Annotated in this window: 13 protein-coding genes; 3 read left to right on the top strand and 10 right to left on the bottom strand. The window is 65.4% G+C overall.

Annotated elements, in window-relative coordinates; genetic code table 11:
* Positions 1 to 7: 7 nt before the first annotated feature.
* From H3005_RS13230 to H3005_RS13195, 8 genes are all read right to left on the bottom strand, one after another.
* Positions 8 to 1,270, bottom strand: coding sequence for an ABC transporter ATP-binding protein (locus H3005_RS13230; protein ID WP_100554667.1), 1,263 nt, complete (start codon positions 1,268 to 1,270; stop codon positions 8 to 10).
* A complete protein-coding gene (locus tag H3005_RS13225; RefSeq protein WP_100554666.1) occupies positions 1,267 to 2,061 on the bottom strand; it encodes an ABC transporter permease in 795 nt (264 codons plus the stop codon). The genes H3005_RS13230 and H3005_RS13225 overlap by 4 nt, the downstream gene beginning before the upstream one ends.
* 37 nt (positions 2,062 to 2,098) lie before the next feature.
* A complete protein-coding gene (locus H3005_RS13220; protein ID WP_191078372.1) occupies positions 2,099 to 3,358 on the bottom strand; it encodes a glycosyltransferase family 4 protein in 1,260 nt (419 codons plus the stop codon).
* Between the two features lie 47 nt (positions 3,359 to 3,405).
* Complete coding sequence (locus H3005_RS13215) at positions 3,406 to 4,578, bottom strand: cystathionine gamma-synthase (RefSeq protein WP_191078371.1); 1,173 nt, start codon at positions 4,576 to 4,578, stop codon at positions 3,406 to 3,408.
* Positions 4,579 to 4,701: 123 nt separating this feature from the next.
* Entirely contained in the window at positions 4,702 to 6,072 is a 1,371-nt protein-coding gene (locus H3005_RS13210) for a pyridoxal-phosphate dependent enzyme (RefSeq protein WP_191078370.1), read from the bottom strand.
* Between the two features lie 303 nt (positions 6,073 to 6,375).
* Positions 6,376 to 6,612, bottom strand: coding sequence for a YdcH family protein (locus H3005_RS13205; protein ID WP_025878453.1), 237 nt, complete (start codon positions 6,610 to 6,612; stop codon positions 6,376 to 6,378).
* Positions 6,613 to 6,935: 323 nt separating this feature from the next.
* Entirely contained in the window at positions 6,936 to 7,820 is an 885-nt protein-coding gene (locus H3005_RS13200) for a hypothetical protein (protein ID WP_191078369.1), read from the bottom strand.
* Positions 7,817 to 8,182 (bottom strand): DUF4398 domain-containing protein, encoded by a 366-nt coding sequence (locus tag H3005_RS13195; RefSeq protein WP_099820401.1) that lies wholly within the window; start codon positions 8,180 to 8,182, stop codon positions 7,817 to 7,819. Before H3005_RS13195 ends, H3005_RS13200 begins: the two co-directional genes overlap by 4 nt.
* 121 nt (positions 8,183 to 8,303) lie before the next feature.
* On the opposite strand from H3005_RS13195, the gene H3005_RS13190 reads away from it, so the two are divergent.
* The 3 genes from H3005_RS13190 to H3005_RS13180 all read left to right on the top strand — a co-directional run bounded on the left by H3005_RS13190 (position 8,304) and on the right by H3005_RS13180 (position 12,298).
* On the top strand, positions 8,304 to 9,431 hold the full coding sequence (locus tag H3005_RS13190; RefSeq protein ID WP_100554661.1) for a PilT/PilU family type 4a pilus ATPase: 1,128 nt from the start codon (positions 8,304 to 8,306) through the stop codon (positions 9,429 to 9,431).
* 130 nt (positions 9,432 to 9,561) lie between these two features.
* Positions 9,562 to 10,845: a putative DNA modification/repair radical SAM protein gene (locus H3005_RS13185; protein WP_191078368.1), complete on the top strand. Its 1,284-nt coding sequence runs from the start codon at positions 9,562 to 9,564 to the stop codon at positions 10,843 to 10,845.
* Position 10,846: 1 nt separating this feature from the next.
* Positions 10,847 to 12,298, top strand: a complete 1,452-nt coding sequence (locus H3005_RS13180; protein ID WP_223880235.1) for a UdgX family uracil-DNA binding protein — start codon at positions 10,847 to 10,849, stop codon at positions 12,296 to 12,298.
* Between the two features lie 33 nt (positions 12,299 to 12,331).
* Here the strand turns inward: H3005_RS13180 and maiA are convergent, their stop codons facing one another.
* Both maiA and H3005_RS13170 read right to left on the bottom strand, forming a co-directional pair.
* On the bottom strand, positions 12,332 to 13,000 hold the full coding sequence (maiA, locus tag H3005_RS13175) for a maleylacetoacetate isomerase (RefSeq protein ID WP_100554658.1): 669 nt from the start codon (positions 12,998 to 13,000) through the stop codon (positions 12,332 to 12,334).
* 14 nt (positions 13,001 to 13,014) lie between these two features.
* Positions 13,015 to 14,004, bottom strand: coding sequence for a fumarylacetoacetate hydrolase family protein (locus H3005_RS13170; protein WP_191078366.1), 990 nt, complete (start codon positions 14,002 to 14,004; stop codon positions 13,015 to 13,017).
* Between the last annotated feature and the right edge of the window lie 40 nt (positions 14,005 to 14,044).

The following is a 14,044-nucleotide window of genomic DNA, read 5'->3' as shown; positions in this document are numbered from 1 at the left end:
TTGTCCGTCAGTCCGCCTGCGCGCCATTGGCCAGAGCGTGGCCGCGCTCGACACTGAAGTGTGCGTCAAGCCAGTTTGATCCGATGAAGGTGGTCTTGTCGGCATTCATCACCTCGAACACCAGCAGGTTGTCCACCCACTCGAAGTTGTCGACCATGTGGGTCTCGGTACTGACCAGTGCCGGCGAAACCGAATAGGATCCTGGACCCAGCGTGCAGGTGAAGTCGAGGTGGTAGACCAACCTTTCACCTACGCGCACGTCGCGCTGGACCTGACCGGTGTGCCAGGTGTTGCTGCCCCAGATGATCTGTCCCTGCTTGTCGCGCATCATGAAACCCAGCACCAGGCTCGGCAGGTCTGAACCGACCTCGGCTTGCAGCTGCAGGCGCAGCTTCTGGCCTACCGTTGCCAGCTTGACCTCCTTGCCGGTCTCGCGATCGAGCAGCTCAAGCGACGCCACGCGTGCCTGGCCAGTCCCGCTGCGGGTGGTCACCCAGCCTGATTTGCTGCGGCGCTGCTCCACCGAAAGCATCTCGTTTTCCTTCTTGGCGATCAGCGCGTTGTAGAAGTCGATGACTTCGTCCGGCTCACCGTCCTTCAGCACCCGGCCCTTGTCCAGCAGGATGGCACGGTCGCACAGTGCCTTGACGTCACTGAGGCTGTGCGACACCAGCATGATCGACGTGCCCTGCTGGCGGAAACGGCGCATGCGGTCGAAGCTCTTGTGCTGGAAGTAGCTGTCACCAACGGACAAGGCTTCATCGACGATCAGCAGGTCGGGCGTAAACGCGGTGGCGACAGCGAACGCCACGCGCACCTGCATGCCACTGGAATAGGTGCGCACCGGCTGGTCGAAGTACTCGCCCACCTCGGCGAACGCTTCGATCTCCGGCATCGCCGTTTGAATCTGCTCCTGCGAGTATCCCATCAGCCCGGCGGAGTGGAATGCGTTCTGGCGCCCGGTGAGATCCGGGTTGAAACCCATGCCCAGCTCGAGGATGGCAGCAACCCGGCCGGTGCGGGTCACCACGCCCTCGGTGGGCTGGGCGGTGCCGGTGATCAGCTTGAGCAGGGTGCTCTTGCCAGCGCCATTCTGTCCGATCACGCCGACGGCCTCACCGGGCGCGATGGTGAAAGACACGTTGCGCAGCACCCAGTTCTCTTCCTTGGGCCGGGTCGGCACGCCGAACCAGCTGGCCGCGCGGAGCCATTCGCTCCTCCAGACGCGATACGCCTTGCCAACGTTGTCGACCTTCAGTTCACCACTCATAGCGCATCCACCATTTCCGGGCTGGCACGACGGAACATCACCAGCGAGGCCAGAGCCAGTACCAGCGTGGCAACCATCAGCCACATCAGATCGCCCCAGACCGGCGGCTTGTCGAAGACCAGAACGTTCTGGTAGCTGGTCACCAGGGGCAGCAAGGGGTTGAGTCGGAAGATCGTCTGCACGCGCTCGGGCAGGATGGTGATGTGGTAGACGATCGGGGTAAGCCAGAACAACGCCTGCAGGACCACAGGTACAACCTGGCCGATATCGCGCATGAACACATTGAGCACGCCCAGCAGCAGACCCAGCGACATCGAGAAGCCCAGCGTCAGCAGCATCAGCGCCGGCAGCCACAGCACTTCGGCGGTGGGCATGTGGCCCATCACCGCAAACACGGCAAAAATGGCGACCAGCAGCAACAGGTTGTTCACCAGCATCGTTCCACCGGCGATGAAAGGCAGGCAGATACGCGGGAACGACATCTTCTTCATCAAGTTGCCGCTGTCGACGAACAGGTTCACCGACTTGCCAATGGTCTCGGAAAACAACGTCCAGCACAGCGTGCCGGACATCAGGTAAAGCGCATACCCGTACTTGTCATTGATGCCCGGCAGCTTGGCGGACAACACCTCGGACAGGATCGTGGCAAAGATCAGCACCTGCATCAGCGGGTGGATGATCATCCACAACGCACCCAACCGACTGCGGATGAAGCGCAGCCTGAGCTCGTTCTTGATCGAGGAGAAAATGAAGTAACGGTAGTACCACAGGGCTTTCAGCATACCCAACATGTCGAATCCTCGTGCCCGGCGGAAGTGGTTCTTGCGTTCATCGTTCTTGTCGTTCTAAAGACTGCAATCGTGCCTGCATCGCCGTCGAGGCAGCCTGCAAGCTCATGGTTTCCAGAATGTCGCGGCGCGCCTGCGCACCGATCCGCTGCGCCAGGCCGGGCTCACGCACGAGCCGGACCATCCACGCCGCCGCCGCAGGCACGTCAGCCTCGGCCCACATGCCACCGTCGACGAAGGGGTACTCCCCCGCCCCGATCGGCGTTTTGCGGAAAGGCACCAGGCAGCTGTTGCCATCGTTCATGAAGTCGAGATTTCCCGACCATGCCGTGGCGATCACCGGCTTGCCCCGGGCCATGCTTTCGGCCAGGCCCAGGCCCAATCCTTCGGCGCGATGCAGCGAAACATAGGCATCGGCCGTTTCCTGCAATGCATGCAACTGGTCATCGTCAAGCACCTGGTCGCGCACCAGTATGCGTCGATCACCGGCGGCCTGCTTGAGGAGTTCACGCAGCAGCTGCGGGTAACGGAACCCATTGCTGCACTTCATCATCAACTGCACGTTGTCCGGCGCACCGTCGAATGCCGCGCGGAACGCAGCCAGCACGGCCCAAGGGTTCTTGCGATGGATCGACGAATTGAAGTCGAAGCTGCACAGGAACACGAATGCATCGCTGTCCAGGCCGAAGCTCGATCGTGGCAGAGCGGCGCCCGGTTGCGGCACGATCGGATGCGGAATGCGGATGACCGGCTTGTCGGTCGCGCGCTTGAATGCTTCCTCGACGAAACTGGTGGACACCCAGACTTCGTCGACCTGCTGCAATGTGTGCATCCATGCGCTGGGCACGATATCCAGTTCCCAGAACCAGAATCCGATGGTGTAGGCATCCTGCGGCAGGCGTGGAGCGATTTCTGAAAACCGATCCGGGTTCACGAAGGCCAGGGTATACGGATACGGGGCACCACGGCCCAGCTGTTCGGACAGACTCTGGTCATTGCAGGCATGCGCGATGTCGATTCCGGCATCGTTGACGGCGACCGGATACCCCTCATCCAGCAACGCACGGGCATACATCCGCGCGGTCTGTCCCAAGCCGAACTGACCATGGATGTAACCGTAGAGATTGACACCCGGGCCCAAGGCCGGATCCGTCGGAGGAAATACCAGCGCATCCCCGGCCGCGTCCCGCCCGTTGCCCACAGGCAACGCCGTAAAGCGCGCCTGTTCCAGCCCGCGCGCCAACCACCAGCGGCGCAGTCCGCCCACGCGAGCGCGCAGGGCGCGGACCAGCCGGCTCAATGGCCGAACTTTCCCGTCGCTCCCGCCGTTGGCTGCCATTGCGCGACTCAACCCAGCGCCCGTTCCAGATCCACCTGCAGATCCCCCAGATCCTCAACACCCACGCTCAGCCGCACCAGCGCATCGCTGATGCCCAGCTGCTCGCGGCGTGCCACCGGGATCGAAGCATGTGTCATCACCGCCGGATGGTTCACCAGGCTTTCCACCCCGCCCAGCGACTCGGCCAGGGTGAACAGTTCGGTCTTCTCGCAGAAGCGCTTGGCGGCCTCGAAACCACCCTTCAGCACGATCGAGACGATGCCGCCGTAGCCGGCCATCTGCTTGCCCGCCAGCGCATGCTGCGGGTGCGAGGCCAGGCCCGGGTAGATCACCTTTTCCACCGCCGGGTGCTTTTCCAGCCACTGTGCCAGCGCCATCGCGTTGGCGCAGTGCGCCTTCATGCGCAGCGGCAGGGTCTTCAGACCACGCAGGGCCAGGAAGCTGTCGAACGGGCCCTGCACGCCACCCACCGAGTTCTGCAGGAAGGCCATCTGCTCGGCCAGTTCGGCGTTGTCACCGACCACGACCATGCCACCGACCATGTCCGAGTGGCCATTGAGGTACTTGGTGGCCGAGTGCAGCACCAGGTCCGCGCCCAGCTCCAGCGGACGCTGCAGCATCGGCGAGGCGAAGGTGTTGTCGACCACCACGATCAGGCCATGGCGCTTGGCAATGGCGGCGACCGCGGCGATATCGACGATCTTCAGCATCGGGTTGGTGGGGGTCTCGATCCACACCATCTTCGTCTTCGACGTGATCGACGCTTCGAACGCCGCCAGATCAGTCAGGTCGACAAAGCTGAAGTCCAGCCCGGCGGTGCGACGGCGCACGCGCTCGAACAGGCGGAAGCTGCCGCCATAGATGTCGTCCATCGCCACCACGTGGCTGCCGGCATCCAGCAGTTCGATCACCGTCGAGCTGGCGGCCATGCCCGACGCAAAGGCGAAGCCGCGGGTGCCGCCTTCCAGCGAGGCCACACAACGCTCGTAGGCAAAGCGGGTCGGATTGTGCGTGCGCGAGTACTCGAAGCCCTGGTGCTCGCCCGGGCTGGACTGCGCATAGGTCGAGGTGGCGTAGATCGGCGGCATCACCGCGCCGGTGCTCGGGTCGGGCGACTGGCCGCCATGGATGGCCAGGGTGGCCAGCGCCAGCGCGCGGTCCGGGGAAGAAGCGTTGGACATGTCGTTTCCTGATTGGCGCCGATGACCGGCGCCGTCGAAGGAGCGGGAGTCTATCAGCGCGGCCTTAACGAGCTTTGACGCGGATAAACCGGAATTCAGCAGCGATCTGCGGCGATAAACGCCTTACTGAACGCGCCGACGCAGGTAATTCAGCAGATCGATGCGGGTGATCAGGCCGAGGAAGGCATCACCATCCATCACGATGGCCACCTGGCCACGGTCGAACACCGGCAGCAGCGCCTCGATGGGCGACTTCACATCCAGGCGGTCCAGCTTGCTGACCATGGCGGTGGCCACCGGGTCGCGGAAGCGTGCTTCATCGCCATAGACATGCAGCAGCACGTCGCTTTCGTCGACGATGCCGACCAGCTGGTCGCCATCCATCACCGGCAGCTGCGACACGTCGTACAGCTTCATGCGCTGGTAGGCGGTGGTCAGCAGGTCGTTCGGGCCGATCACCACGGTGTCGCGCTGGCCATACGGGCGCAGGATCAGGTCGCGAAGATCACCGTGCTGCGGGCGCTGCAGGAAGCCGTTGTCCAGCATCCAGTAGTCGTTGTACATCTTCGACAGGTACTTGTTGCCGGTATCCGGCACCAGCACCAGCACCTTCTTCGGCGTGGTCTGCTCCTTGCAGTACTTCAGCGCCGCCGCCAGCAGGGTGCCGGTGGAAGAGCCGCCAAGGATGCCCTCCCTGGCCAGCAGCTCGCGCGCAGTGTGGAAGCTCTCGGCGTCGGTGATGGCATAGGCCTTGGTGACGCGGCTGAAATCGGAGATCGAAGGCAGGAAGTCCTCGCCGATGCCTTCCACCAGCCAGCTGCCCGACTTGTCGTTGAGCACGCCGTCGTTGATGTATTCGGCCAGGATCGAGCCGACCGGGTCGGCCAGCACCAGCTCGGTCTTCGGCGACAGCTTGGCGAAGGCGCGCGACAGGCCGGTCATGGTGCCGGAGCTGCCGCAGCCGAACACGATGGCATCCAGATCGCCGCCCATCTGCTCGAGGATCTCCGGGCCGGTGCCGAATTCGTGTGCGGCCGGGTTGTCCGGGTTGCCGAACTGGTTGATGAAGTACGCGCCCGGGGTCTGCTCGGCGATGGTCTTGGCCAGGTCCTGGTAGTACTCCGGGTGGCCCTTGGCCACGTCCGAGCGGGTCAGGCGCACTTCGGCACCCATCGCCTTCAGGTTGAAGATCTTCTCCCGGCTCATCTTGTCCGGGACCACCAGGATCAGCTTGTAGCCCTTCTGCTGGGCCACCAGTGCCAGGCCCAGGCCGGTGTTGCCGGCGGTGCCTTCGACCAGGGTGGCGCCGGGCTTCAGGTCGCCGCGCTTTTCTGCCGCCTCGATCATCGACAGGCCGATGCGATCCTTGATCGATCCGCCCGGGTTGGCGCTTTCGAGCTTCAGGTAGAGCTCGCAGACGCCGGCATCCAGGCGCTGGGCCTTGACGATCGGGGTCTGGCCGATGAGTTCGAGGACGGAAGAATGGATAGGCATTCGGGGGACTTCGGTTCGCGCCACGCAGGGCCGGACCGATGATTATCCGACGGATGGCGACGAAAGTCAGGCCGGTTCGATGCCAAGGCGACAGCCCGCCCAAAAAGGGATGCGGACGGCCCCGGATCGACGAGGAGACCGGTACCGCCCGCATCGGGGGACGTGCCTGCAGGGCCAAGGCACCACCGCGTGTGGTGCCTTGGCGCGACGCCGGCGTTCAGCGGCGCCGCGTTGCCAGGTCAGGAGTGCCTGGCGGGGCCATCGATGGCCGGGTCATGCCATTCCGGGCACGACAGGGGTGCGTCAATGCGTGGGGGACGACGTTGCGAGCGGTGTTTCATACATTCGCAGAAGGCGTTGCTTGGCCAGCAGCTTCTCGCGCTTCATTCGACCCAGGGTGACATCATCGATCGGGAGTACACCCAACTCCGCATCCATGCACTTCTTGTTCAACTTGCGGTGCTGGTCATGGAGTGCCCGGAACTCCGGATCGCGCGCGCGACGGGCGTCGATCTCGCTCTGGGGCTGATCTTCAAACATGATGGACCTCCTTCGACAGATACACGAACGCCCCGGCCGCAAGGCACGGGGCGTTGTTCATGGAGGAGTGCCGGTCGATGCCCACATGGGTGCCCACGACGACATGCGGCACTGGCCTGCGCACGTCGATCTGCTGCGGTTCGCGCCCTGCTTGCATCGGCCCGGCCCTCCCATCGTCCGGTCCGCGTTATTGCGTCCCGGACAATTGACCCTACGCTTGCTCTGGACCGGGTTCAAGCCCCTGCGGCAAAAAGACCGAACCCCGCCGAGGCGGGGTTCAGGCTGAATACTCAACACAACGAAAAACAAACGATATCAAGTAATTACGGGGCGATCACGACCTCGGCCGAGCGGGCCCGGGTCGAAGCGGCCTTCTTGCCAGCGACCTGGATCCGGCTGCTGGCGACGCCGGCCGAGACCAGCGCGTCGCGCAGCGCCTCGGCGCGCTTCTGGCCGACGCCATTGGCACTGTCATAGGCCTCGATGCGGATCCTGCCCTTCTTGCCGATGTTCACGTACTCGGCCAGGGCCTTGGCCTGGTTGCGGGCGCCACCGGACAGGCTCGAGGCCCCGGCAGCGTAGGCGTCACCGGCAAAGGTGAAGACCTCGCCGCGGCCATCGAACCTGGAGCCCGGCAGCTTCTGCCCGGACACCAGCTCGGCTTCCTCACGGGCCAGCTTGGCCGCGTTCTGCTGGGCCGAGCTGAGGCGCTGCTGCTGCTTGCCGGCCACGCTGGTCAGGGCGTTCTCGGCGTCCTGGCGGGCCAGGGTCTCGGCCTCGGCCGCCTGGCGCAGGCGTTCGGCCTCTTCTGCCTGCATCTGCGCCTGCATGCGCAGCTGCTCGGCTTCCTGGCGGGCGCGGGCGGCATCGCGGCGGCTGGCTTCGATCAGCAGGTCGCTGCGGGTGCGTTCCAGACGGTCCACCTCGCGCGCGGCCAGCGCAGCCCGCACGGCGGTCTCGGCGATCTCGACCCGGCGCTCGGCCAGATAGGTAGCCAGTTCCTGGTCGCGGCGCTTGGCCTTCTCCAGGGTCGCAATGGCCTGCTGCGCCTGCATGCGCTCGAAGGCGCCCAGCTCGGCGGTGTCCGGATTGGCCTGGATCGACAGCAGGCGCTGGCTCAGCTGGCCGACCATCGGGTTGTCCGCGGCCAGGGCCAGCGTCGGCAGGGCCAGCAGTGTGGCCAGGGTCAGGGCGGAGATGGCCTTCATCGGCGGTCCTCCCCGGTCGACAACTGGCGTTGCAGCTGATTGACCTCGTTGCGGCGCAGCTGCAGCTGTGCGGTCGCCGTGGCTTCCTCGCTGCGGGCGCGGGCCAGATCGGCGTCAACGGCAGCGCGCAGGGCCAGGGCCGGTGCGTTCTTGCGCTCGCGGCGGTCGCCCGCGGCACGCTGGGCCTGCTCCAGTCCCTGACGGGCCAGCCCGATCAGGTCCGGGGCGTACTGGTCGGCATCGGCCTGGGTGGCTTTGTCCACCGCCTGCCGGGCCTGGGCCAGTTCCAACGCGCCGTCCTGCGCCCAGGCGGGGGCAGAGAGTGCGAATGCAAACGCCATCACATACAGGCTGTGGCGCATTCGTGCGAAGCTAAGTCGTTTCATTGGGGAGGCCGTACCGGTTGTCGGTTCGCGGCCATTGTCGTCAAGCCGGTACCGTGCTTGCAACGGGCACCGGCAGTTTCGTTGGGGAAAATTCGCAATGGATATCGGCTACTTCCTGAAGCTGATGACCGAAAAGAACGCTTCGGACATGTTCTTGACCACCGGCGCGCCGGTCTACATCAAGATCGAGGGCAAGCTGTATCCGCTCGGCAATACCGGCCTGCCGCCGGGTATGGTGAAGAAGATCGCCTACTCGCTGATGGACGAGGGCCAGGTGCCCCAGTTCGAGCGCGAGCTGGAGCTCAACATGGCCATCGCCCTGGCCGATGCCGGGCGTTTCCGCGTCAACGTGTTCAAGCAGCGCGGTGAAGTGGGCATGGTCATCCGCGCCATCCGCAGCCGGATTCCGAGCATCGAAGAGCTCAACCTGCCGCAGGTGCTGAAGGACGTCATCATGACTCCGCGCGGGCTGGTGCTGGTGGTGGGGTCCACCGGCTCCGGCAAGTCCACCTCGCTGGCGTCGATGATCGATCACCGCAACAGCACCACCACCGGTCACATCCTCACCATCGAGGACCCGATCGAGTACCTGCACAAGCACAAGATGTCGATCGTGAACCAGCGCGAGGTCGGGCTCGATACCCACACCTTCCACGACGCGCTGAAGAATGCGATGCGTGAAGCACCCGACGTGATCCTGATCGGCGAGATCCTGGATGCGGAAACGATGGAGGCGGCGATCGCCTTCGCCGAAACCGGTCACCTGTGCCTGGCCACCCTGCATTCCAACAACGCCGACCAGACCATCGAGCGCATCCTCAACTTCTTCCCGGAAAGCGCGCACAAGAACGTGCTGATGAACCTGGCGCTGAACCTGCGTGCGGTGGTCAGCCAGCGCCTGGTGAAGAACAAGGAGGGGCGCCGCCTGCCGGCCACCGAAGTGCTGATCAACACGCCGATGATCCGCGACCTGCTGCGTCGCGGCCAGGTGCACGAGATCAAGGCAGCAATGGAGGCGTCGCTGGAAGAAGGCATGGAGAGCTTCGACCAGTGCCTGTTCCGTCTGGCCAAGAACGGCACCATCGATCAGGAAGAGGCACTGCGTGCGGCCGACTCACGCGATGGGCTGGCGCTGAAGTTCCGCCTGTCCGAAGGCGGCAGCGGCGAGCATGATCCCTATGCGGACTTCTCGGCCGGCGCGCCGAGCATTACCCACGGGTTCTGACGGCCCGCCCGCCGGGCATGGCCCGGCGCTACCTGCCCGCCACTGGTAGCGCCGGGCCATGCCCGGCGGAATCCTGAAGGGTTAAGGGGCGGTCTCATCCAATGAGACCTCTTGTCCGTAGGTTCCTCCAATGGAAACCATACGCAAGCTGGCCATCCTTGCCGACGCCGCAAAATACGATGCGTCCTGCGCGTCCAGCGGCGCGGGCAAGCGCGATTCGCGCGCCTCCGGCGGCATCGGCAGTACCGAAGGCATGGGTATCTGCCACAGCTACACGCCCGATGGCCGCTGCGTATCGCTGCTGAAGATCCTGCTGACCAACTTCTGCGTGTACGACTGCGCCTATTGCGTGAACCGGGTGTCCAGCAACGTGCAGCGCGCGCGTTTCAGCGTGGACGAGGTGGTCACGCTCACCCTGGACTTCTACAAGCGCAACTATATCGAAGGCCTGTTTCTTTCCAGCGGCATCATCCGCAATGCGGACTACACGATGGAACGCATGGTGGAAGTGGCACGACGGCTGCGCGAGGAACATCGGTACGCCGGCTACATCCACCTGAAGACCATCCCCGAGGCATCGCCGGAGCTTCTGGCCGCTGCGGGTCGTTACGCCGATCGCCTGTCGATCAACGTTGAACTGCCCACCGAGGCGGGCCTGGCCACCCTCGCCCCGGAAAAGACCAGCACATCGATCCGCGGCGCGATGGGTGAGCTGCGCTGGCGTATCGAAGAGGCCAAGGAGGCCCGCAAGGCGCCGGCGGTGATCGCCCCGGTATCCACCCGCAGCGCACGCCCTCGCCCTCCCCGCTTCGCACCCGCCGGGCAGAGCACGCAGATGATCGTCGGTGCCGACGGTGCCAGTGACCAGCAGATCCTGACCAGCGCCGACAGCCTCTACGGCAACTACCGCATGCGCCGGGTGTACTACTCCGCCTTCAGCCCGATTCCCGATGCGAGCCGCCAGCTGCCGCTGCAACCGCCCCCGCTGCAGCGCGAGCACCGGCTGTACCAGGCCGACTGGCTGCTGCGTTTCTACGGCTATGGCGTGGAGGAGATCACCGACACTACCCAGGGCGGCATGCTGGACCTGGACATCGATCCGAAGATGGCCTGGGCGATACGGCATCCGGAGCGCTTCCCGGTGGACCTGAACCTTGCACCGAAGGAGCTGCTGCTGCGGGTGCCCGGGCTGGGCGTGCGCAACGTCAAGCGCGTGCTGATGGCACGCCGCCACGGTCGCCTGCGCGTGGCCGACCTGGCCCGGCTGAAGGCACCGATGAGCAAGCTGCTGCCGTTCGTGCAGCTGGCCGACCACCATCCCCGCAACGCGCTCGATGATCCGACGGCGCTGCGCGCGAAGCTGGCCCCACCGCCGCGCCAGGGCTCGCTGTTCGATGCCGCGCCCGCTGTCTGAGATGCAACGCTGGTCTTTGCGGGTGGACCCGCCGTGGTCACTGGACGCCTGGCGCAACGCGGCGCGGGAGGCGTTGCTGCGCGGCGTGCGCCCTGAACAGCTGGACTGGCTGGTGGAGTCAGAATCGTCCCTGCTGGATGCGCCAGCGGTGCAGCAGGCGCCGTTGCCCGACGGTGCCACCGCACCGAACGTGCCGCGCGACTTCGTGGAACTGGCCGCGACCTGCCTGTGCCATCGCGATCCGCAGCGCCTGCCGTTGCTGTACCGCCTGCTGTGGCGCATCGCCCACGGCGAACGTACGGTGCTGTCCAATCCTGCCGATGCTGATGTGCTGCGTTTGATGGCGCTGGCGCAGGCGGTGCGCCGCGATACGCACAAGATGAAGGCCTTCGTGCGCTTCCGCGAGGTGCCCGGCGAGACCGACGCGTTCATCGCCTGGTTCGAGCCCGATCACAACATCGTCGACCGCGTTGCACCGTTCTTCGCCCGCCGTTTCGCCGGCATGCGCTGGGCGATCCTGACGCCCACGCGCAGCGTGCAGTGGGATGGCAGCGCGCTATGGTTCGGCGATGGCGGCACCCGCCAGGATGCCCCCGCCGAAGACGCACGCGAAACGCTGTGGCAGACCTATTACGCCAGCATCTTCAATCCGGCGCGGCTCAACACGCGGATGATGCAGCAGGAAATGCCCGCCCGGTACTGGAAGCACCTTCCCGAAGCACAGCTGTTGCCTGGCCTTGTGCGCGATGCGGCCAACCGCGTGCAGGAGATGCACGATCGCCCGGCGCAGGCGCCGCAACGACGTATTCCAGCGCGGCAGAACGATGCCACTGATGCCGCTGCGGACGATGGCAGCCTGCAGGCACTGCGCCAGCAAGCGGCCGTCTGCCGGCAGTGTCCGTTGTGGGAGGCATCCACCCAGACCGTGTTCGGCGAAGGTCGTGCCGATGCACGCATCATGCTGGTGGGCGAACAGCCCGGTGATGTCGAGGACCTGAGTGGTCGCCCCTTTGCGGGACCGGCCGGCAAGTTGCTGGACCGCGCGCTGCAGGAACTGGGCATCGAACGCAGCACGCTGTACCTGACCAACGCGGTGAAGCACTTCCACCACGAACGGCGCGGCCAGCTTCGCCTGCACAAGCGCCCGGAGAGCCGTCATGTACACGCCTGCCGGCCGTGGCTGCAGGGCGAGATCGCACGGGTGAAACCGAAGGTGATCGTCTGCCTGGGTGCCACGGCAGCGACCGCGTTGTTCGGCAGCGGCTTCAACCTGATGCGCGACCGTGGCCGCTGGCACGTGCTGGACGATGGCACCCGTGGTTACGCCACGGTGCATCCGGCCTGGGTGCTGCGGCAGAAGGATGAAGCGCGGCGCGAGGACGCCTACAGGCTGTTCCGCGATGACCTGCGGCAGCTGCTGGTGGCCGATTCCGCGCGCGCCGGAGACCGGTAGCGCCGGGCCATGCCCGGCGAGCACAGCGGCACGTCAGGCGGCGTCGATCTGGTTTTCCGGGCGTGCACCGGTGAATGCGTCCAGCTGCTGGCAGGCGGTCTCGATCCGGCGGAGGATCGGGTACGGCGCCAGATCCAGACCGAAGCGGTGCGCGTTGTACAGCTGCGGCAGCAGGCAGATGTCAGCCAGGCCCGGGCGGTCACCGTGGCAGAACGTGCCTGTCTCCCCACTGGCTGCCAGCATCGCCTCCATCGCCGCGAAGCCTTCGGCCATCCAGTGCAGCGTCCATTGCGTGCGTGCATCGGCCGGCAACTGCAGGTCGCGCTCGAGGTACTGCATCACCCGCAGGTTGTTGATCGGGTGGATGTCACAGGCCACCAGTTGCGCCAGCGCCCGCACCCGTGCACGGCCAGCGGCATCGGCCGGCAGCAGCGGCACCTGCGGGAAGCGCTCTTCCAGATACTCCAGGATCGCCAGCGACTGGGTCAGCACGTGCCCGTCATGCAGCAGCGTCGGCACCAACTGCTGCGGATTGAGCCCGCGGTAGGCGTCATGGTGCTGCTCACCGCCCTCGCGCACCAGGTGCACCGGTCGTGCTTCGAAGGCCAGGCCTTTCAATGCCAGGCCGATGCGCACGCGGTAGGCGGCGCTGGATCGCCAGTAGGTGTACAGCACGATGCCGTCGTCGACCGGAATCTCCATCGCCGCCTCCATGCTCAGGGCTTGGCCGCCTGTTCGATGCGCTGCTCGATCGCACCGAAGATGCTGTTGCCGGCGGCATCGAGCATTTCGATGCGGACCACGTCGCCGAAGGACATGAACGGCGTGCTCGGCTTGCCGTCGCGCAGGGTCTCCACCACGCGCTGCTCGGCGAAGCAGGAAGCGCCCTTGCTGGTGTCTTCGTTGGCGATGGTGCCCGAGCCGACGATGGTGCCGGCACTGAGCGGACGCGTCTTCGCTGCGTGTGCGACCAGCTGGGCGAAGTTGAACTGCATGTCGACACCGGCTTCCGGCGCGCCGAACCACTTATCGTTGATGTGGGTCAGCAGCGGCAGGTGCACCTTGCTGTCCTGCCAGGCAGCGCCCAGCTCATCGGGGGTGACGAACACCGGCGACAACGCCGAGCGCGGCTTGGACTGCAGGAAGCCGAAGCCCTTGGCCAGCTCGCCCGGAATCAGGTTGCGCAGCGAGACGTCGTTGACCAGACCGACCAGTTGGATGTGGCCGGCGGCCTGCTCCGGCGTGGCCGCCATCGGCACGTCGTCGGTGATGACCACGATTTCCGCTTCCAGATCGATGCCGTAGTCCTCGCTGACCACCTTGACCGCATCGCGCGGCCCGTAGAAACCGGCACTGGTGGCCTGGTACATCAGCGGATCGCTGTAGAAGCTCTCCGGCACCTCGGCGCCGCGGGCGCGACGGACGCGCTCGACGTGCGGCAGGTAGGCGCTGCCATCGACGAATTCATAGGCACGCGGCATCGGCGCGGCCAGGGCCTGCGGGTCCAGGTCGAACACGCCATCGGCGTCACCGGCATTGAGCGAGTCATACAGCGCGTTCAGGCGCGGAGCCAGATGGCTCCAGTCCTCCAGGGCCAACTGCAGGGTGGCGGCGATGCCGGTGGCGCGCACGCCGTGGCGCAGGTCACGCGAGACGACGATGAGGGTGCCGTCGCGGCCGCCTTCCTTCAAGGAACCAAGCTTCATGGTGGGTGTCCGGAGTCGTGGGCAAACAAGTTTCAAGTGT

The sequence above is a fragment of the Stenotrophomonas sp. Br8 genome (assembly GCF_014763005.1).
Lineage (GTDB): Bacteria > Pseudomonadota > Gammaproteobacteria > Xanthomonadales > Xanthomonadaceae > Stenotrophomonas > Stenotrophomonas lactitubi.
Note: the sequence above shows the minus strand (reverse complement) of the source record. Positions and strands in the feature narration are given on the sequence as shown.